The sequence below is a fragment of the Sorangium sp. So ce327 genome (assembly GCF_051530205.1).
Taxonomy (GTDB): domain Bacteria; phylum Myxococcota_A; class Polyangia; order Polyangiales; family Polyangiaceae; genus Sorangium; species Sorangium cellulosum_B.
The window spans coordinates 7437197-7456255 of sequence record NZ_CP150330.1; the positions used below are offsets into that span (position 1 = coordinate 7437197).

Annotated in this window: 15 protein-coding genes and 1 tRNA gene; 9 read left to right on the top strand and 7 right to left on the bottom strand. The window is 71.0% G+C overall.

Annotated elements, in window-relative coordinates:
- Nucleotides 1–36: 36 nt before the first annotated feature.
- Together tssF and tssG are read left to right on the top strand one after the other, a co-directional pair.
- Nucleotides 37–1806 (top strand): type VI secretion system baseplate subunit TssF, encoded by a 1770-nt coding sequence (gene tssF / locus WME95_RS27855; RefSeq protein WP_012237629.1) that lies wholly within the window; start codon nucleotides 37–39, stop codon nucleotides 1804–1806.
- Nucleotides 1770–2903 (top strand): type VI secretion system baseplate subunit TssG, encoded by a 1134-nt coding sequence (gene tssG / locus WME95_RS27860; RefSeq protein WP_437292886.1) that lies wholly within the window; start codon nucleotides 1770–1772, stop codon nucleotides 2901–2903. The genes tssF and tssG overlap by 37 nt, the downstream gene beginning before the upstream one ends.
- A gap of 59 nt (nucleotides 2904–2962) precedes the next feature.
- Here the strand turns inward: tssG and WME95_RS27865 are convergent, their stop codons facing one another.
- Nucleotides 2963–3673, bottom strand: coding sequence for a hypothetical protein (locus WME95_RS27865; protein WP_437902406.1), 711 nt, complete (start codon nucleotides 3671–3673; stop codon nucleotides 2963–2965).
- Nucleotides 3674–3819: 146 nt separating this feature from the next.
- Between WME95_RS27865 and WME95_RS27870 the strand changes: the two genes are divergently transcribed.
- Nucleotides 3820–4530: a hypothetical protein gene (locus WME95_RS27870; protein WP_437902407.1), complete on the top strand. Its 711-nt coding sequence runs from the start codon at nucleotides 3820–3822 to the stop codon at nucleotides 4528–4530.
- Between the two features lie 104 nt (nucleotides 4531–4634).
- Entirely contained in the window at nucleotides 4635–5801 is a 1167-nt protein-coding gene (locus WME95_RS27875; protein ID WP_437902408.1) for a hypothetical protein, read from the top strand.
- Nucleotides 5802–5814: 13 nt separating this feature from the next.
- Here the strand turns inward: WME95_RS27875 and WME95_RS27880 are convergent, their stop codons facing one another.
- Together WME95_RS27880 and lon are read right to left on the bottom strand one after the other, a co-directional pair.
- Nucleotides 5815–6969, bottom strand: a complete 1155-nt coding sequence (locus WME95_RS27880) for an FHA domain-containing protein (RefSeq protein WP_437902409.1) — start codon at nucleotides 6967–6969, stop codon at nucleotides 5815–5817.
- A gap of 283 nt (nucleotides 6970–7252) precedes the next feature.
- On the bottom strand, nucleotides 7253–9706 hold the full coding sequence (gene lon / locus WME95_RS27885) for an endopeptidase La (protein ID WP_437541452.1): 2454 nt from the start codon (nucleotides 9704–9706) through the stop codon (nucleotides 7253–7255).
- Nucleotides 9707–10144: 438 nt separating this feature from the next.
- On the opposite strand from lon, the gene WME95_RS27890 reads away from it, so the two are divergent.
- Together WME95_RS27890 and fmt are read left to right on the top strand one after the other, a co-directional pair.
- A complete protein-coding gene (locus WME95_RS27890; protein ID WP_437902410.1) occupies nucleotides 10145–10969 on the top strand; it encodes a formylglycine-generating enzyme family protein in 825 nt (274 codons plus the stop codon).
- Nucleotides 10970–11047: 78 nt separating this feature from the next.
- The gene (fmt, locus tag WME95_RS27895; RefSeq protein WP_437902411.1) at nucleotides 11048–11983 is read left to right on the top strand and encodes a methionyl-tRNA formyltransferase; all 936 of its coding nucleotides are present in this window, start codon (nucleotides 11048–11050) and stop codon (nucleotides 11981–11983) included.
- Nucleotides 11984–12031: 48 nt separating this feature from the next.
- Here the strand turns inward: fmt and WME95_RS27900 are convergent, their stop codons facing one another.
- The 3 genes from WME95_RS27900 to deoC form a co-directional block, all read right to left on the bottom strand.
- Nucleotides 12032–12871, bottom strand: coding sequence for an aldehyde dehydrogenase family protein (locus tag WME95_RS27900; protein ID WP_437911035.1), 840 nt, complete (start codon nucleotides 12869–12871; stop codon nucleotides 12032–12034).
- Between the two features lie 131 nt (nucleotides 12872–13002).
- On the bottom strand, nucleotides 13003–14529 hold the full coding sequence (locus WME95_RS27905) for an aldehyde dehydrogenase family protein (protein WP_437902412.1): 1527 nt from the start codon (nucleotides 14527–14529) through the stop codon (nucleotides 13003–13005).
- Between the two features lie 64 nt (nucleotides 14530–14593).
- On the bottom strand, nucleotides 14594–15547 hold the full coding sequence (deoC, locus tag WME95_RS27910) for a deoxyribose-phosphate aldolase (RefSeq protein ID WP_437541460.1): 954 nt from the start codon (nucleotides 15545–15547) through the stop codon (nucleotides 14594–14596).
- A gap of 78 nt (nucleotides 15548–15625) precedes the next feature.
- Between deoC and WME95_RS27915 the strand changes: the two genes are divergently transcribed.
- From WME95_RS27915 to WME95_RS27925, 3 genes are all read left to right on the top strand, one after another.
- Nucleotides 15626–16390 carry a peroxiredoxin gene (locus WME95_RS27915; protein WP_437541463.1) on the top strand — a complete coding sequence of 255 codons (765 nt, stop codon included), beginning with the start codon at nucleotides 15626–15628 and terminating at the stop codon, nucleotides 16388–16390.
- A gap of 124 nt (nucleotides 16391–16514) precedes the next feature.
- Nucleotides 16515–17456 carry an alpha/beta fold hydrolase gene (locus WME95_RS27920; RefSeq protein WP_437902413.1) on the top strand — a complete coding sequence of 314 codons (942 nt, stop codon included), beginning with the start codon at nucleotides 16515–16517 and terminating at the stop codon, nucleotides 17454–17456.
- Nucleotides 17457–17504: 48 nt separating this feature from the next.
- A tRNA-Thr gene (locus WME95_RS27925) sits at nucleotides 17505–17576 on the top strand.
- A gap of 412 nt (nucleotides 17577–17988) precedes the next feature.
- Here WME95_RS27925 and WME95_RS27930 read toward each other — a convergent pair.
- A complete protein-coding gene (locus WME95_RS27930) occupies nucleotides 17989–19020 on the bottom strand; it encodes a synaptic vesicle VAT-1 family membrane protein (RefSeq protein WP_437902414.1) in 1032 nt (343 codons plus the stop codon).
- Between the last annotated feature and the right edge of the window lie 39 nt (nucleotides 19021–19059).

Here is a 19059-nt window from a genome sequence, read left to right on the forward strand (position 1 = left end):
CTTCGGCCCCGGCGGTCGACTGGCGGTGGCGAGAGGATGTTCAACAAGTACTACCAGGACGAGCTCACCTACCTGCGGGATCTGGGGCGCGAGTTCGCCGCCGCCTACCCCGGGATCGCGCCCATGCTCGCGGAGAAGGGCGGGGACCCCGACGTCGAGCGCCTGCTCGAGGGCGTCGCGTTCCTGACCGGCAAGATCCGCCAGAAGCTCGACGACGAGCTCCCCGAGGTGATCCACTCGGTCGCGTCGCTGCTCTTTCCGCACTACCTCCGCCAGATCCCGGCGACCTCGATCATCGAGTTCACGCCGCTCCCGAACGTGGTGCGCGAGAAGCTCGTCGTCGCTCGGCACGCGGAGGTCGGGTCGGTGCCGGTCGACGGCGTCTCGTGCCGGTTCCGCACGACGCAGGACGTCGAGCTCGTCCCGCTCGCGGTGGAGGACGTGCGCGTCGACACGGGCGCGCAGCTCGCGCAGACGCTCCGCATCGAGCTCCGCCTGACCGGCGGCGCCGCGCTGTCGGGCCTGTCGCTCTCCTCGCTGCGCTTCTACATCCACGGCGAGCGCAGGCTGCAGGACGACCTCCGCCTCTGGGTCGGGGCGCACGTCGACACCGTCGCGCTGGCCGCGGTGGACGCCGCGGGGCGCGACACGACGATCGCGTCGCTCCCGGCGCGCGCCGTGCGGCTCACCGGCTTCTCCGATGAAGAGTCGCTGATCCCGTACCCGAAGACGGTCTACCCGGGGTTCCGGCTCCTGCAGGAGTTCTTCACGCTCCCGCAGAAGTTTGCGTTCTTCGAGGTGACCGGCCTCCAGGCGCTCTCGGCGGAGCGGATCTCCGACCGGTTCGCGATCCTGCTGCAGTTCAAGGACGGGCTCCCGCCGGGGACGCGGATCGGCAAGGAGAACATCCGGCTGTTCTGCTCGCCGGTCGTGAACCTGTTCGAGCACACGAGCGATCCGATCAAGCCCGAGGCCACGAAGCACGAGTACCTCTGCCGCCCGGCGGGCGCGGCGCCCGCGGCCTTCGAGATCCACAGCATCGACAAGGTCGTCGGCATCGCCCGGCGCACGAGCCAGCGCGTCGAGATCCCCTCGTTCTTCAGCTTCCAGCACGAGCTCGATCCCGAGGCCGCCGCGCGGACGATCTTCTACCAGGCGCACCTCCGCCCGGCCGCCATCGGCGACGGCATCGACATGTATCTCTCGTTCGGTTCCCCGCAGGACGCGGGGGCCCTCCCCGAGTTCGACGTGATCAGCATCGAGGCGACGAGCACGAACCGCCGCCTGCCGGCGCAGCTGAAGCTCGGCGATCTCAGGGTGCCGACGGCGACCTCACCCGCGGTGGCGAGCTTCACCAACCTGACCGGCGTCACGGCGCCGCTCCCGCCGCCGCTCGGGCGCGAGCTGCAGTGGCGCGTGCTGGCCCACATGGCGATGAGCTACCGCTCGATCACCGAGCTCGAGGTGCTCCGGGCGACGGTCGATCTCTACAATTTTCAGGCGATCGTCGATCGTCAGGCGGCGCGCGCGAACCAGCTCCGCCTGGCCGCGATCAAGGCGATCCGGGTGCGGCCGACGGATCGGCTGTACCGAGGGGCGCCGGTGCGCGGCGTCGCGGTCGACATCGAGCTCGACGAGGGCGGGTTCGTCGGCGAGGGGGAGATGTACCTGTTCGCGAGCATCCTGAACGAGATGCTCGGGTCCTACGTCTCGCTGAACTCGTTCACGCAGCTGACGGTCACCGGCACGAATACACGCGTGGTGCACAAATGGGACCCGAAGAGCGGCAGCCTGACGCTGATCTGAAGCCGGCTGCGCCGAGAGGCGCCGCGAGCGCCGACCCCGTCGCGCTGGAGACGCTCCGGCGCTTCGCGGATACCGCGCCGCGCTTCTCGTACTACCGCCTCATCTACCTGCTCGAGCGGCTCTTCCCTGCCGCGCCGCCGGTGGGCCAGCTCGGGCCGGTGCAGGACGAGCGCATCCGGCTGCGCGGCGACCCCTCGCTCATCTTCGCCTCGAGCGACGTGAGCGAGCTCGCGCCGGTCAAGGCCGCCGACGGCGTGGAGCGCGCCCGCGTCTCGACCACGTTCCTCGCCCTGTACGGCTCGGTGTCGCCGCTGCCGGCGTACTTCATCGAGCAGATCGCGCAGGCCGACTACCAGGGCGGCCCGCAGCCGATCCGCGAGCTCCTCGACGTCTTCCACCACCGGCTCCTGTCGCTGCTCTACCGCGCGTGGACGAAGTACCGCCTGCCCGTCACGTACCGCAAGCAGGGCGCCGATCCCTTCTCGCGCCGGATGCTCTGCGCGGTCGGCATCGACGGCTTCCGCGGCTACGAGACGCCGCTCGATCGCTTCTTCTTCCTCCGCTACGCGTCGGTCCTCGCCTCGAAGTCGCGCTCGGCGAGGAACCTGGAGACGGTGCTGTCCGAGATGCTCGGCAACATCGGCGTGAAGATCGAGCAGTTCGTCGGCCACTGGACGAAGATCGAGAAGCCGTTCAGGAACAAGCTCGGCGTGATGAACCACCAGCTGGGCGAGAGCCTGACCCTGGGGCGCTACGTGTTCGACGGCTCCGGCCGCTACAAGGTCGTGCTCGGCCCGGTCGGCTACGACGAGTACCTCTCCTTCTTGCCCGGGGGCCGGCGGCAGGATCTGGTCCGCGGCGTCATCGAGACGTTCACGCCGGGCATCCACGACGTGATGCTCGAGATCCACGTCGACACGGAGGAGGCGCCGCGGTTCCAGCTCGGCTCGCCGCGCGCCGCGACGCTCAAGCGCACCGCGTGGATCGGCGGATCTGCGGCGGAGCGGCTCGTGATCACGATCCCCCTCGACGACAAGCACCTCGCGGGCGGCGACGACGAGGACGACGACGATCGGGGCGAGCCCCCGCCGATGTGACCGAGGCCGCGCGCCGCCGGAACGCGCGGCGGCGCTCGCGCCGTGGGCTCGCCCTGCGCTCAGTAAACGGTGAGGCTCTGCAGCGCGGCCGAGATCTCGTCGGCGTTCGCGTCGACATTCTCGTGGTGCACGATCTGCACGAGCAGGATGCGGCGGGGGCTCCGGAGCAGGATCTCGTGGGCGAAGGCATCCGAGATCGGCTTCGACGGGATCTTCGCCTTGACGAGGTAGCTGCGCCCCTGCGTGTTCGCCGTGGCCACAGGCGCGCGGCCGGAGAGGATCTCGGCGCCCTGCTCCTCGAGGTCCGCCTCGTAGCGCTTGAGCACGTCGGGCCACGGATCCTCGGGGCTGTCGATGCGCTCGTAGATCGAGAACAGGAACTGCCGCGGGGACTGGTACGTGATGAAGCGGCGCTCGGGCGTGTAGTCGGCGCCGCCGACGTTCCAGTCCATCGGGCGGCTCATCCGGACGTCGCCGTTCATGAGGCCCACGCCGATCCGGCGCGGCACCCGGTCCGTCGCCGGCGCGTCGAGCGGCGGGAAGTACACCTCGAAGCTCGAGTCCTTGCTCAGGGAGCCGGCCGCGCCGTGGAGGTAGAAGACGTCGTCCTGCTTGGGGGCGGTCGGGGAGCCGCCGCAGCCGGCGAGCAGCGCGATCGCGGCCACGGCGGCGCAGGCCACGCCCGCGCGCCCCGCTGCTCCGGCGGCAAGCGGATGGCGGGCGCGGAAGGCGGGGAGGTGCGCGAGCGTCGGCATTCCGAGGTGCCTCATCGGGGGGAACTCTAGGCCAGCGAGGGCACGCCAGCCAAATGTTCGCCGAGGAGTTTGCCCTCGGGGTGCCCGGCATTGAATGATTGCCCGGCCCGGGCAGCGCTGCGCCCGCCGATCGAGGCGGTACCCCGTGCCGCGAGAGAGACATGTCCAACGAAAGCAAACCGAGTCGCAAGGGCGAGCCCGCCGGAGCACCGGCGGCGAGCGCGCCGAGCCCCCCCTCCACCCGCACGAGCCAGGGCCACGAGCGTCCGGCGTCTAGCCGCCGCGCGCCCCGGCGCCCCGCGCTCGCGGCAGCCTTCGCGCTTGCGCTGGGGGCCCCGGCGTGCAGCGGCATCGACGCCGGCGTGGAGTACCCGGACGATCTGCCCGCGATCGATCGGTACCTCTTGACTCCCGAGAACGGCCCCGAGGCGCCGCTCGCGCTGGGTGAGTTCAAGATCGGCCCCGAGACGTGCAGCGGCGTCGACACGCACCCGGTCACCCAGAAGCTCTCGCCCGAGGATCTCAGCCGCTTCCTCGCGGCGCAGGGCGCCGGGAGCATCACCCCGAAGCTGGCGAGGTCGAACCTGTACTGGTTCGACTTCCCCGCGCGCGACAAGTCGTTCGTCCGCCTGCGCCTCGCGGTGCTCGAGGACTCCAAGCACGCGACGCAGGATCTCCACGACGCGGTGCTGCAGCACGGGCCAGGCTGGTGGGGCGTCCGTCGCTCGAACCTCGCCGTGCTCGCGCCGAAGGCGAACCTGAGGGAGGCGATGGCGTTCGCCATCAAGTACAAGCTCGTCTGCTGGGGGGTCTTCACGTACGCGGCCAACGACGACGCGTACGTCGTCCCCGGGCCCTACGCCGAGCTGTGAGGGGAGCTGGCGGCGCGCGGGGCGGAGACGCACGCCGCCGGCGCGCCGTCTGCAGACCTCTGCGAAGCTGGCCCACGCTCGGGGAGAACGCGTAGACTGCGCCCATGCGCCGTTACGTCTTGCTCACCGCCGCCGTTGCCCCGATCCTCGCCGTGACCGCAGCCGTCTCCGTGCCCGGCTGCGCAGAGGAATTCGATGACGTCTGCGCGTTCCTCGAAGACAGCAGCAACTGCTACGCGGATTTTCATGCCGATGTTCTGAATCGGTGTGGTGCACCTGGCGCAGGAAACGGGCCCAGCGGCCAGTTCGCCAGCCGCGAAACCCTCGACATATGCTTCCTCAGAGAGGGAGGTCAGGTCGTCTTCGACCCGCCGCTCGACATCGCCGCGTTCCCTCCGAAGAGCATCGCATTCAAGCGCCTCGACGCCCAGGCGCAGGAATGCGGCGCCTTCACGTACTCGGGGGAGTTCAGCTACTCGGTGACCATCAATCCATGCGTCCAGACCGGGAATGGAACCGGTGCCGGTGGTGATGGTGGTGGCGGCGGCGGTGCCGATGGTAGCGGCGGTGCCGCCACCATCCCACAATGCGAGAACGCAAGTGCCGGCGGTGGTGGCGCCGCTGGCGGGGGCGGCAACGAGGCTGCCGACGTGGACGGCGGTGCAGTGACCGTCATCACGCCGGAAGGCCGTGCAACACTCGACCTGAGCTGCTCGGAGGGCACGCAGTACCACTTCAACCGGCTCGAGGCCGAAACGAAGTGCGGCGGCTACGACGCGCTCCTTCCGAGGGCCATACTCAAAACGAGCCTAGGCAAACAGCCCCCCCCGGAGGCGGACCCCAACGATCTCGATGAGTACAATGGTTTCATTTCCTTCAGCATCCACTACCCACCTATCATTGCGCCTGGGGGGAGTGAGGGGACTGGCGGCGGGGGCGATGGTGGAGCGGGCTCCGACGCGGTCCCCTCGGCTGAGGTGGTGGAATATTTCAATTGCGAGATCCCGGCGGCCCTCCCGCTTTGCTTCAATGGCGTGAAGGACGGCACGGAGACCGACATCGACTGTGGCGGCGCGCTCTGCAAAGCGCGGTGCGGCGATGGGCAGTCGTGTATCAGGGGCGGCGATGATTGCTCGGATGGGCTCGAGTGCCTCATCGTGGATGGCTTCTCCAAATGCACAGGGCCCACGGAAGGCACCGGCACCGGCGGCTCGGGTGGCGCCGGCGGCGCAGATGGTACTGGCGGTGCAGGCGGCGCCGACGGCCAGTAGCCTCGCTCTCCGCTCAGGCGACCAGCACCTTCACCACGAACGTCGTGCTCCCGAGGCGCAGCCGGTCGTTGTCGCGCAGCTGCCGGCGCTCGCCCTGTCCGAGGCGCTGCTCGTTGACGAAGGTGCCGTTGCGCGAGCCGTCGTCCTCGATGAAGACCTGACCCGTCGTCGGATCCGCGTGGATCGACGCATGCCGTGAAGAGGCGCTCGCATCCGCGAGCCCGATCTCCGTCGCGGCGTCCGCCCCGGCGCGCCCCACCTGCGTCCGGCCGCTGTAGATCGGCCAGAAGCTGCCTCCGGGATCGTTCTGGAACGTCACGATGAAGCCGACGAGGACACGCGCAGGCTGCGCCGACATCTGCGGCACCGCGCCCGAGACCGCCCCCTGGACGATCGGCGGCGCGACGATCGCAGGCGCCCTGGCCTGAGCGACCATCGGCACCCCGCCCTGCACCATCGGCGGCGGCGCGACCGCCCCCCCTTGCATCATCGGCGGCGGCGCCACCACGCCCCCCTGCACCATCGGCGGCGGCGCGACCGCACCCCCCTGCACCATCGGCGGCGCGACCAGCCCCGGCGCCCCCGTCGGCACGACCATCGGCGGGGGCGCAACCATCTGCGGAGGCGCGCCGAAGACCGGCGCCGGCGCCACGGGCTGCTGCCCCATCGCGCCACCCATCGACGCGCCAGGCACCATGCCTGGCCCCGGTGCCCCGAGCGCCGGCTGGACCGGCGGGACGCCGGGCGCGTTCATCGGAGGAGACGCCGGCTGCGACGTGAGCCCCGCGGAAGGCGCCGCTCGGGCCCAGGGGGAGACCGGGAAGGGAGCTTCCCCGCCCGTCGAGAAGGGGACGCTTCCGCCCGGCGATGCCGGCACCGCGAGCCCGCCTCCCCCGACCCCGTAGGCCTGAGGAGGAGGCGGATAGGCGCCCTGCGCGCCCCCCGCCGCGTAGCCTGGCGACGCCGCGCCGCCATAACCCGCGACGGCTGGCTGCCCTGGATAGCCCGGCGGGCCAGGCGGAGCATAGGCGCCAGCCCCCGCCTGCACCGGCGGAGGCGCGACCGGAACAGAGGCTCCAGGCGATGCGCCCGCCACGCTCGTACCGCACATCGAGCAGGCAGCGTCGGTCTCCTTGAGCATCCACGCGCAGTTCGGACACGGCCTCATGCGATCTCGAGGCTACCGATTCGCTTGACATCCGTCGAGGCGAAAGCCGCGCTTTGGCGAGAGCGCGCGAGCACGCCGCGCAGCTCGGCGCGCGCTGCGCGGGCGATGCGATGCCGCTCCCACGCGCTGCAACGCGAGCGCGCCAAGCTCGCCGAGAGGCAGGGCGCCCGTCGCTACGGCGCGGGCGTCGTCACGAAAAAAAGCACGAAAAAAGGCGCCGCGCGTTCAAGCCGCGCGGCGCCTCGGAGACAGGTCGCTCAGCGATCGCTGGCGACGGCCGTCATCAGTTGCTGGCGATCGAGCTCTTCTCCGACTTCTCGATCTCCTTCTTCTCGCCGTCCTTCGACTCCTCGGTCACGGGCGCGGGCTCGGGCAGCCGCTCGAGCGCGGCCTCCAGGACCTGCTCCATCCGGCTGACGAAGAAGAACTGCAGCTCGTCCACGACCTCCTTCGGGACCTCCTCGAGATCCGCCCGGTTGCGCTCGGGGACGATGATGCGCTTGATGCCGGCGCGGTGCGCCGCCAGCACCTTCTCCTTCAGGCCGCCGATCGGGAGCACGCGACCGCGGAGCGTGATCTCGCCCGTCATCGCGACGTCGTGGCGGACCTTGATGCCGGTGAGGAGCGAGACGAGCGCCGTGAACATCGTCACGCCCGCGCTCGGCCCGTCCTTGGGCATCGCGCCAGCAGGGATGTGGATGTGCAGATCGCTCTTCTCGAGGAAGTCCTTCGCGATGCTGTACCTCGACGCGTTGCTGCGCACGAACGACAGCGCCGCCTGCGCCGACTCCTTCATCACGTCGCCGAGCTGGCCGGTCAGCTGGAGCTTGCCCGTGCCGTACATCCGCGTCGCCTCGATGAAGAGGATCTCGCCGCCGACGCTCGTCCACGCGAGGCCCGTCGCGACGCCGCTCTCGGCGGTGCGCTCCGCGACCTCGCTCGTGTACTTCGCCGGGCCGAGGAACTCGTGCAGGTCGTCCTCGTTGTCGACGCGCCGCTTCTGCGTGTCGCCCTCGGCGACCTTCACCGCCACGCCGCGGATGACGCCCGCGATCTGCCGCTCGAGCGACCGGACGCCGGCCTCGCGCGTGTAGTGATCGATGATCTCCTCGAGCGCCTTGTCCGTGACCTCCAGCTGCTCGGTCGTGAGCCCGTGCTCCGACAGCTGCTTCGGGAGCAGGTGCTGCCGCGCGATCGCGAGCTTCTCCTTCCGCGTGTAGCCGGGGATCTCGAGGATCTCCATGCGGTCGCGGAGGGGCGGCGGGATCGGATCCGCCACGTTCGCGGTCGCGACGAACATCACGTGCGACAGGTCGTACGGGATCTCCAGGTAGTGATCCGCGAACGTGTTGTTCTGCTCCGGATCGAGCACCTCGAGCAGCGCCGCCGACGGATCGCCGCGGAAGTCGTGCCCGATCTTGTCGACCTCATCCATCATGAAGACCGGGTTGATCGTCCCCGACTTCTTCATGCCCTGGATGATCTGGCCAGGGAGCGCGCCGACGTAGGTGCGCCGGTGGCCGCGGATCGCCGCCTCGTCGTGCACGCCGCCGAGCGAGACCCGGTGGAACTTGCGGCCGAGGGCGCGCGCGATGCTCCGGCCGAGCGACGTCTTGCCGACGCCGGGAGGCCCGAGCAGGCAGAGGATCGGGCCCTTCTTGTCCTGCTTCAGCTTCCGGACCGCCAGGTACTCGAGGATGCGCTTCTTGACCTTCTCCAGGCCGTAGTGGTCCTCGTCGAGCACCTTGCGGACGCTGCCGATGTCGAGGTTGTCCTGCGTCGACTGCGTCCAGGGCACGTCGAGGATCCAGTCGAGGTACGTCCGCACCACGGTGTACTCGGCCGACCCGACCTGCATCGTGCGCAGCCGCTTCAGCTGCTTCTTCGCGACGGTCTCCGCCTCGGTCGGCAGGTTCGCCTTCGCGATGCGATCCTCGAGCCCGTCGAGATCGCCCTGATCGCCGTCGTCCTCGCCCAGCTCCTCCTTGATCGCCTTGAGCTGCTGGCGCAGCACGTACTCGCGCTGGTTCTTGCCCATCTCCTCCTTGATCTGGGAGTTGATGCGCTCGCGCATCTTCAGGATCTCGAGCTGCCGCGTGAGCAGCCGCAGCACCTTGCGGATGCGCTCCTTGACGTCGATCGTCTCGATGAGCTGCGCCTTCTCCTCGACCGGAGCGTCGAGGTTCGCCGCGACGAGATCGGCGAGCGCGCCAGGCGCCTGGATGGAGTCGATGAGTGAGCCCGCCTCGCGCGGGAGCTCCGGCATGAGCTGGATGACCTGCTTCGCGATGTCGCGCAGGCTCATCGCCAGCGCCTCGGCCTCGACGTCCTCCGTCGCCGGCTCGTCCATGCGGCGGATCTTGGCGCGCAGGTACGGCGTGTGGGCCGTGACGCTATCGAGCCTGATCCGCGTGAGGCCCTGCAAGATCAACGAGTAGTTGCCCGAGCTGTGCTTCAGCGCCTTCAGCACGCGCGCGGCGCAGCCCATCGGGTACAGGTCCTCCGCCCCGGGATCGTCGGTCGACGGATCGCGCTGGGCGAAGATCGCGATGACCGGGCCGGGGAGGTTGTCGACATCCTCCACCAGCGCGACCGACTTCTCGCGGCCGACATCGAAGGGCGCGACGGCGCCCGGGAACAGCACCGCATTGCGGATCGGCAGAACCGGCAGCTCGTCGCCGAAGACGACCTCTTCCTCGGAGCGCGGCGGCATCGGCGGGTTCTTTTTCTCGGACATGGCGATCTCCTCTAGGCACCCGACCGGGGGAGGTAAACCCCTTCATCAACACGCAGCCGGGCCGCGCGGCCACCGCGCGCCCCGGTCATCTTGGCTTGCATCCAGACGGATGCGGATGGTGCAACGCGGAGCCCTGCTGGCAGCTCTTGGTGGAAGACAGCCCGCGAGGCTACGGGAACTCACCATAGACACGGCGCATGCCGCGTGCCACAGCCCTGGCCATTTTTTTGAATGAGGATACGCTGCGGGTGGTCAGGTCCGACTCCGACCTGCAGCGCTCGCTCGTCACGCTCGTCACCACCTGGCGCGCGCGGCGCGGCGCAGGATCCTCGGCGGCCGGGTCAACGCGGCGCGCGGAGGAGGCGCGCCTCGGCCTCGCCGCGCAGCGCAGCCGAGGCTGCGCCCGGCACGGAGCGACACCCTGGCCCTCGCTGAACGATGATCGATCCCCTGCTCGGCCTCGGCGCGCTCGCGATCGCGATGCTCGGCCTGCCGGCGGCGCCGTCGCTCGATCCAGGGCCGAGCCCGGCGTGCCCGGCCGACATGCGGCTCGTCACCGGCACGCACCGCGACGAGGTGCAGCACGTCTGCGTGGAGCCGGTCAAGAGCGGCAAGGCGACCCACTGCTTCGCGTACTGGGAGGACATCACGGCCGAGGAGGGGCCGTCGACCGAGATCTCCGTGTGCATGGACCAGTTCGAGGCGCCGAACCAGCGGGGGGCGAAGCCGCTCGTCATGCAGTCGTTCGAGACGGCGACCGCGTGGTGCGCCGCGCGCGGCAAGCGGGTGTGCGCCGAGCAGGAGTGGGAGCTCGCGTGCGAGGGCCCCGAGCGGCGTCCCCTCGCCTACGGCTGGCGCGTGGACAAGGCGGTCTGCAACAGCGGCAAGGCCTGGCGGCCGGTCGACGAGCGGAAGCTCGGCGCCTCCGGCGAGGCGGCGCAGCGCGAGGTCGAGCGGCTCTGGCAGGGCGCGCCGAGCGGCTCCCATCCCGGGTGCGCCTCGACCTTCGGCATCTTCGACATGATGGGCAACGTCGAGGAGTGGGTCGCCTCGCGCCGCGGCCGCCGGTGGCCAGGCGCGCTCATGGGGGGCTTCTGGGCCAAGCCGTGGACGGGCTGCCGCGGGACGAACGACGCGCACGATCCGAAGTTCGTGTTCTACGAGACCGGCTTCCGCTGCTGCGCCGATCCTCGGCCCGCGAGCGGCGCGGCGGCGCGCGACGCGAACGAAGAGCGCGGCGGGCGCCGAGCGCCCGGGCCCTGAGGCCGAGCCTCCACGGCGGCGCTCGCCGCGAGCGAAGAAGGCGGCACGACGGGCGCAGGTCCTGCTAGAAGCCAGGGCGTGCGCGCCCTGTTCTTCGGTACCCCCGCCATCGCCGTGCCGTCGCTCGAGGCGCTCGCGTCGATCGCGGACGTCGTCGGCGTCGTCTGTCAGCCGGATCGGCCCGCCGGCCGCGGGCTCGAGCTGAAGGCGCCGCCGGTGAAGGTGAAGGCGCTGGAGCTCGGCATGCCCGTGCTGCAGCCCGAGAAGGTCCGGACGCCCGAGTTCGCCGCGTGGGTCGCGGGCGCCGGAGCGGACGTCGCGCTGGTGATCGCCTACGGGCGCATCCTGCCGAAGGCGGTGCTCGAGGCGCCGCGGCGCGGCTGCATGAACCTGCACGCGTCGATCCTGCCGCGCTACCGCGGCGCCGCGCCGATCACCTGGGCGATCGTCGGGGGCGAGACCGAGACGGGCATCTCGCTGATGCAGATGGACGAGGGCATGGACACGGGGCCCGTCTACGCGGTGCGCCGGACGCCGATCGGCCCGGACACGACCGCCGACGAGCTCGCGATCGATCTCGGGGCGCTCGCCGCGCGCGTCGTGCGCGAGGACCTCCGCGGCGCGGTGGACGGCGAGCTCACGCTGACGCCGCAGGACCACGAGGCGGCGACGCACGCGGCGCTCCTGAAGAAGGAAGACGGGCGCATCCGGTGGGAGCGGAGCGCCCGGCAGATCCACGACCACATCCGGGGGATGACCTCGTGGCCAGGCGCCTTCACGACGATCGACGGCAAGGCGCTCAAGGTGCTGGCCGCGCATGTCGAGAGCGAGGCCGACCAGGCCGGCGCGCCGCCGGGGACCGTGGTGATGGCCGGCCGCAGCGTCGTGATCGTCGCCTGTGGCGCGGGCGCGATCCAGATCGTGCGAGCCCAGGTCGAGGGGCGGAAGCCGCTCGCGGCGGCGGACCTCGTCGCCGGGCGGACGCTCCAGACGGGGATGGTGCTCGGTCGTTGAGCGCCCCGGGCGCCGTTCACGGCGCCCTGTCGTCGAGCGCCGCCCGCGTCACGGCCCGGCCGGGTGCCAGATCGTCTTCATCTCGACGAACCGCTCGATCCAGCGGGGGGACGTCGCCGCCCTGTCGTCGAACCACTCCGCCTCGCCGAGCGATCGGGCGCGCACCCGCTTGACGCTGGCCGCGGCCGCCTCCTCGAGGCGCTTCGTCAGCGCCGCGTCCACGCCGTGGAGATCGAGCGCGGCGACGTCCATGTGCGCGGCGAGGTGCGGCAGCACCTCCGCGAGCTGGCCGGTGAGGACGTTGACGACGCCGCCCGGGAGATCGCTCGTGGCGAGCGCCTCGCCAAAGACGAGCGCCGTGCGCGGATCCGCCTCGCTCGCGAGCACGACGCAGGTGTTGCCGGCGGTGATCACCGGCAGGAGAGCGCCCAGGAGGCCGAGGAGCGCCGGCCGCGGCGGCGCCGCGATGACGACCACCCCCATCGGCTCGGGCACCGTGAAGGTGAAGTGCGGGCCGGACACGGGGTTCAGGCTCGCGAAGAGGCTCTGGTACTTGTCGGCCCAGCCCGCATAAGCGACCGCGCGATCGATCGCCGCCAGGACCTCGCGCTCGGCGGCGCCTGCGCCCTGCCCGCCTCGCTCGAGCGAGGCCGCGAGCTCCGCGCGCCGCGCCTCGAGCATCTCGGCGAGGCGGTAGAGGATCTGCCCGCGGTTGTACGCGGCGCGCGCCGACCAGCCGCCGAGCGCGCCGGCCGCCGCGAGCACGGCGTCGCGCCCGTCCTTGCGCGAGGCGCGCGGGATGTTCTCGACCGCGCCCGCGCCTCCGTGATCGCGCACCTGCGTGTACCTCCCGGACTCCGAGCGCACGAACGCGCCGCCGACGAACATCTTGTACGCCTTGCGCACGCCGACCCGCGCGCGCGCCTCGCCCGGAGGAGCGTCGAGCGCGGCCGCGCCGGCGCAATCCCCGATCGGCGTGCACCCCTCGTCGCCGCCGCTGTCCTTGTCGCCGAGCGCCATCAGTCCACCTCGAGGTAGGCGAGCAGCCCCTGGCGCCCGCCCTCGCGGCCGAAGCCGCTCTCCTTGTAGCCGCCGAACGGCGCGCTGGGATCGAACTTGTTGAAGGTGTTCGCCCAGACGACGCCGGCGCGGAGGCGCTGCGCGACCCAGAAGCTCTTCGAGCCCTTGCCGGTCCAGACGCCCGCCGACAGCCCGTACATCGTGTTGTTCGCCTTCTCGATCGCCTCCTCGGGCGTGCGGAAGGTCAAGATCGAGAGCACCGGACCGAAGATCTCCTCGCGCGCGATCCGGTGCGACTGCGCGACGCCCGTGAAGAGCGTCGGCGCGAACCAGTAGCCCCGCTGCGGGAGCGCGCAGCTCACCGAGAAGCGCGAGGCCCCCTCGCGCTCCCCCGCCGCCACGAGCTCCTCGATCTTCGCGAGCTGCGCCCGCGAGTTGATGGCGCCCACGTCCGTGTTCTTGTCGAGCGGATCGCCGACGCGCAGGGTCGCCATGCGCTCGCGCAGCTTGAAGAGGAGGGCGTCGTGGACGCTCTCCTCGACGAGGAGGCGCGAGCCCGCGCAGCAGACGTGGCCCTGGTTGAAGAAGATGCCGCCGATGATCCCCTCGACGGCCTGATCGAGCGGCGCGTCCTCGAACACGATGTTCGCGGCCTTGCCGCCGAGCTCGAGGGTGAGCCGCTTCCCGGTGCCGGCGAGCGCGCGCTGGATGCGCTTGCCGACCTCGGTCGACCCGGTGAACGCGACCTTGTCGACGCCAGGGTGGCCGACGACCGCGGCGCCGGTCGCGCCGGCGCCCGTGACCACGTTGACGACGCCGGGCGGGAGATCGGCCTCCTCGATGATCTTCGCGAGGAGCAGCGCGGTGAGCGGCGTCGTCTCGGCGGGCTTGAGGACGCACGTGTTGCCCGCCGCGAGCGCCGGGGCGAGCTTCCACGCCGCCATGAGCAGCGGGAAGTTCCAGGGGATCACCTGGCCCGCGACGCCGAGCGGCCGGGGGTCGCGCCCCGGGAACGCGTGCTCGAGCTTGTCCGCCCAGCCCGCGTGGTAGAAGAAGTGCGCGGCCGCGAGCGGGAGATCGACGTCGCGGGACTCCTTGATGGGCTTGCCCCCGTCGAGCGACTCGGCGACGGCGAGCTCGCGCGCCTTCTCCTGGAGGGCCCGGGCGACGCGGTAGAGGTACTTGCCGCGATCGAGCGGGCGCATCCGCGACCAGTGCTTCTCGTACGCGGCCCGCGCCGCCTGCACGGCGAGATCGACGTCCTGCTCCGAGGCCTCGGCGAACTCGCAGAGCTTCTCCTCGGTCGACGGGCTGATGCTGTCGAGGTAGCGGCCCGAGGCCGGAGCGCGCCACGCGCCGCCGATGAAGAGCTCGTACCGCGGCGCGATCTTCACGTGGTCGCGCCCCTCGGGCGCCGGCGCGTAGCGCCAGGCGTCGCCGAACACGACGGCCGCGTCCCGCGCCGCGGTCGCGTCCCGGGGCGAGCCCCCGTCGCCGCCAGCCGCGGCGGTGCTGTTGTCGCTCATGCAGCGCACTCTACGCCCGCGGCCGCGCGTTGAACACCGACGCGGACCCGCCCTCGCGGCGCGGTCAGTCCTTGCTGAAATGGTCCCCGCTCTGGTAGGCGCCCGTCCGCTCCTTCTCGAGCTGCATGAGCACGTCGTTGAGGAGCGTCGACGCGCCGAAGCGGAACAGGTCGCTCGTGAGCCAGGCGTCGCCGAGGGTCTCCTTGACCAGCACGAGGTAGTGGAGCGCCTGCTTCGCGGTGCGGATCCCGCCGGCCGGCTTCATCCCGACGCGCCGCCCGGTCGCCTGCGCGTGATCGCGGATCGCCTCCAGCATCACCAGCGTCACCGGAGGCGTCGCCGCCGGCGTGATCTTCCCGGTCGAGGTCTTGATGAAGTCGGCGCCCGCGAGCATCGCGATGCGGCTCGCCTTGCGGACGCGATCGTAGGTCCCGAGCTCGCCCGTCTCCAGGATCACCTTGAGGTGCGCGTGCCCGCACGCCTCCTTGGTCGCGGCGATCTCGTCGTACACGGCGCGGTACTCGCCGGAGAGCATCGCGCCGCGGTCGATCACCATGTCGATCTCGTCGGCGCCGAGCTCGACCGCCTGGCGGACGTCGGCGAGCTTGACGGCGAGCGTGGAGAGGCCGCTCGGGAAGGCGGTCGCCACACTGGCCACCTTGACCGCCGAGCCCGAGACCGCTCGCTTCGCCACGGAGACGAGCTTGGGATAGACGCACACCGCCGCACAGGAAGGGATGTCCGCGCGCTCGTGGGGTCGAAGCGCCTTCTGACAGAGCTGCTCAACTTTTCCCGGGGAGTCTTTCCCCTCGAGGGTGGTGAGGTCCATCATCGAGATGGCGAGCTTGAGGCCGGCGACCTTGGCGGGGCCTTTGATGCTCCTTTTGCCGAGCCCGGCTGCGCGCTCTTCGACCATGACCTTATCCACGGTGGGCGAAGAGAAATCGGGGTAGGTGACCTCCCTGCCCTGGCGCACCACGCCAGGCGCGGCGCCGCTGTCGTTTCCGAAGATCGCCATCGGCCTCGTCTCCTGGCGCGGGAACGTACCAGAAGCGTCGGATCGATCCTACCGAGTGCGTGCTAACGTGGCGCTCTGATGAAGAGACGCTTCCCGATTGCGGTCGTTTTTGTCGTACTTGCTGTCGTCTTTGCCTTTGCCTCGCTGCTCGGGTGTGGCGCGGCCGAGCGACCCGATGGTGGACAAGGGCTGATCCCGGTCGGCGCGACGGCGCCCGACGTGTTCGCCGCGGATCAGCACGGCGCGATCCAGCGGCTGTCCGACCAGCGGGGTCGGGCCGTGGTCGTGTACTTCTATCCGAAGGACGGGACGCCGGGCTGCACCGAGGAGGCGTGCGCGTTCCGCGACGCGTGGGATCGCTTCAAGCAGGCCAACGTGCAGGTCTTCGGCGTGTCCTCCGACACCCGCGAGTCGCACGAGAAGTTCGCGACCGAGAACAAGCTGCCGTTCCCGATCCTCGTCGACACCGATCACGCGTGGGCCACGGCGTTCGGCGTGCCGATGCGGCTCGGCGCGACGGCGCGCGTGACGTTCCTCGTCGATCCGGACGGCAAGATCGCGAAGGTCTATCCGGACGTGGATCCCGGGGTGCACGCGGACGAGGTGCTGAAGGACGCCGCGCAGCTCACGGGCGCCGCGCTCCCGGTCGCGCCAGCGGCGCCGGGCAGCGCAGCGCCGGCCGGAGCGGACACCGCGGCGCCGGCCGCCACCGGGGCGGCGCCCGCGGCGGCGCCTGCGGGAGCGGCGGAGCCGGCCACCGCCGCGCCGGTGGCGACGGGGACGATGCTGCCCCCGGCGGCCCCCGCGGCGCCCCCGGCGAAAGGTCCGCCGGGGAGGCGGTGACGCCCGCGCGCGCACGCGGCGCAGGAGCGCCGGCGGGTCGCGCGCGGACCGCGCGGCCGCGCGGAGGGCTGACGGGAGATCTGCTGACGGGAGCGCGCGCGTGGTGCGTAGGTCGTCGGAATTTTTGAACACCAACGGGTTGGATCTCTGCGTCCATCGCTTCCGCGACGACCACGCGCAGCCGACGGGCCTCACGCTGCTGCTGCTCCACGGCTTCCTCGACGCCGGGAGCACGTGGGACCTCGTGGCCGAGCCGCTCGCGCGGGCGGGGCACGACGTCGTCGCGCCGGACCTGCGCGGGTTCGGCCGGAGCGCCCGCGTCGGACCTGGCAGCTACTACTACTTCCCCGACTACATCGCCGACATCGCGGCGCTCGTGGACGCGCTCGCGCCGGCGCGCCTAGGCGTGGTGGGCCACTCGATGGGCGGCGCGGTCGCCGTGTACTACGCGGGCGCGTGCCCCGGCCGCGTAGAGCGCCTGGCGCTGCTCGAAGGCATGGGGCCGCCGGCGAGCGGGCCCGAGGTCGCCGTCGTGCGCGTCGAGGCATGGCTGCGCCAGATGTCGGAGCTCGATCGCGCGCCGCGGAAGCTCTCGTCGATGCGGGACGCGATCGCGCGGCTCGTGGCGAACCACCCGCGCGTGCCGCGCGACGTGCTGGCGACGCGCGCGCCGCTGCTCACGCGGGAAGAGCCGGACGGCGGGCTCGCGTGGGCGTACGATCCGATGCACCGGACGACCTCGCCGCTGCTGTTCCAGGTGGAGGCGTTCATGACGTTCCTGGAGCGCATCGCGTGCCCGACGCTGCTCGTGAGCGGCGGCCAGACCGGGTGGCACCCGGAAGACGAAGCGGAGCGGGCGGCGAGGCTCAAACGCGCGGTGCACGTCGAGCTGCCGGAGGCCGGGCACATGATGCACTGGTCGGCGGCGGCGGAGCTGGCGGAGCGGCTGGGCGAGTTCTTCGCCGCGGGAGGAGACGCCGGGGACGCGACGGGCGAGGGAACCGGGAAAGCAGCCGAAGCAGCGAGCGAAACCGCGTCGCTCGAGGACGGAAATAAAAGAGCTTGACTCGGCAGGCCGAGTGGGTAATCTGCGCGCCTCCTCAACGAGAGGCGTGCCACCTTAGCTCAGTGGTAGAGCAACGGTTTCGTAAACCGTAGGTCTCGGGTTCAAGTCCCGAAGGTGGCTCAAAGTGAATGCCAGCGTGTTCGCTCGCCTGTGGGTGAGCAGGAGGCCGCTGGCCCTGGTGGTCTGAGCAACGCGACGAGCTTGGGAGCTCCTGAACCCGAGATCTACGGTTCACGAAACCGTTGCTCTACCGGCCGGCGTTGCAGCTAGCGCGCCTCTGCTGGGCGCGCTGGTGCGGTCGCTTCTTGTCGACGTCGAGCCCCCCTGCGGACGTCGCATCCCGGCGGTGACGTACCGACGGCAACATCGAGGTAGCCGTCGTATCTCGACACCCTCGGGGTTGGATTTCATCTCTCCCGACTCTACCGACAGGAGTCGACACCCGCCGGGTTGAATTTCAATCCTCCCTGGAACCTCTCGACACCCTCGGGATTGATTTTCAATCGTCCCGCCCGCCGCCGGCGCCCCCGCCTTACAGCGTGAGCACCAGCTTGCCCACCGTGCTGCCCGATTCGATCGCCCGGTGAGCCTCGCCTGCGCTCTCCAGCGGAAACGTCTTCACCGGCGGCGCCGAGAGGCGCCCCTCCTCCACCCAGCCGATGAGCCGATCCATGGCCTCGCGCAGGATCTCCGTCCTGTGGAAGAGATACGAGAGGTTGAAGGCCAGCACGCTCTTGTTGTCGTTGCAGAGATCGAGCGGGTTAAAGCGCGGCATCCGGAGGAAGTCGACAGCGAGCTTCGGGTAGCTCGGGCGGCCGCCCTGCCGCGGAAGCATCGTGTGGAAGCCGTACACGACGAGCTTGCCGGCCGAGGCCACGTGCCTGTAGCTCTGCCGCAGCGTCTCGACCCCGTTCGCGTCGAGGATCACGTCGTAGCCCTCGGGCGCGAGCCGCTCCGCCGCCGCCCAGAGCGGCTCGCTGCTCTTGTCGATCACCGCGTCTGCGCCGAGGCGCCTCGCCGCCTCGACCTTGTGCGCCGCGCCCACCACGCCGACCACCCGGCAGCCCGCGATCTTGCCGAGCTGGACGAGCGCGCTGCCGACGCCGCCGGCGGCCGAGTGCACCAGCAAGGACATGCCCGGCCGCAGCCGCACGAGCTCGAAGAGCGCGTAGTACGCCGTCATGAACACCGCGGGGAAGCCGGCCGCCTCCTCCGGCGTGAGCCGCGCCGGCAGCGGGAAGACCTGGTGGCGCGGCACCGCGACGCGCGAGGCGTAACCACCGAAGCGCGTCACGCCGAAGACGGGCGCCCCCGGCGCGAGATCGGAGGCGCCCTGGCCGAGCGCGGCGACGGTGCCGGCAAACTCGAAGCCGGGCGTGATCGGCCAGCCGACGTACTTCTTCGCCGACTCGTAGAGGCCCATGCGGACGACGCAGTCGGCGTAGTTGACGCCAGCCGCGCGCACGTCGACGAGCACCTCGCCGCGCCCAGGGCTCGGATCGGGGTGCTCCTCGACGCGGAGCTTGTCGTGGCTGCCGGGCTCGTGGACGACGATCTTGCGCATGGGCACCTGCTTGGCTGATGTGGTCTCACCACGGATCGA

Excerpts from the sequence above, each read along its gene's own strand:
- tssF (WP_012237629.1), top strand. The coding sequence starts at position 37 with ATGTTCAACAAGTACTACCAGGACGAGCTCACCTACCTGCGGGATCTG.
- tssG (WP_437292886.1), top strand. The coding sequence starts at position 1,770 with ATGGGACCCGAAGAGCGGCAGCCTGACGCTGATCTGAAGCCGGCTGCG.
- WME95_RS27865 (WP_437902406.1), bottom strand. The coding sequence starts at position 3,673 with ATGAGGCACCTCGGAATGCCGACGCTCGCGCACCTCCCCGCCTTCCGC.
- WME95_RS27870 (WP_437902407.1), top strand. The coding sequence starts at position 3,820 with ATGTCCAACGAAAGCAAACCGAGTCGCAAGGGCGAGCCCGCCGGAGCA.
- WME95_RS27875 (WP_437902408.1), top strand. The coding sequence starts at position 4,635 with ATGCGCCGTTACGTCTTGCTCACCGCCGCCGTTGCCCCGATCCTCGCC.
- WME95_RS27880 (WP_437902409.1), bottom strand. The coding sequence starts at position 6,969 with ATGAGGCCGTGTCCGAACTGCGCGTGGATGCTCAAGGAGACCGACGCT.
- lon (WP_437541452.1), bottom strand. The coding sequence starts at position 9,706 with ATGTCCGAGAAAAAGAACCCGCCGATGCCGCCGCGCTCCGAGGAAGAG.
- WME95_RS27890 (WP_437902410.1), top strand. The coding sequence starts at position 10,145 with ATGATCGATCCCCTGCTCGGCCTCGGCGCGCTCGCGATCGCGATGCTC.
- WME95_RS27900 (WP_437911035.1), bottom strand. The coding sequence starts at position 12,871 with ATGTTCGTCGGCGGCGCGTTCGTGCGCTCGGAGTCCGGGAGGTACACG.
- WME95_RS27905 (WP_437902412.1), bottom strand. The coding sequence starts at position 14,529 with ATGAGCGACAACAGCACCGCCGCGGCTGGCGGCGACGGGGGCTCGCCC.
- deoC (WP_437541460.1), bottom strand. The coding sequence starts at position 15,547 with ATGGCGATCTTCGGAAACGACAGCGGCGCCGCGCCTGGCGTGGTGCGC.
- WME95_RS27915 (WP_437541463.1), top strand. The coding sequence starts at position 15,626 with ATGAAGAGACGCTTCCCGATTGCGGTCGTTTTTGTCGTACTTGCTGTC.
- WME95_RS27930 (WP_437902414.1), bottom strand. The coding sequence starts at position 19,020 with ATGCGCAAGATCGTCGTCCACGAGCCCGGCAGCCACGACAAGCTCCGC.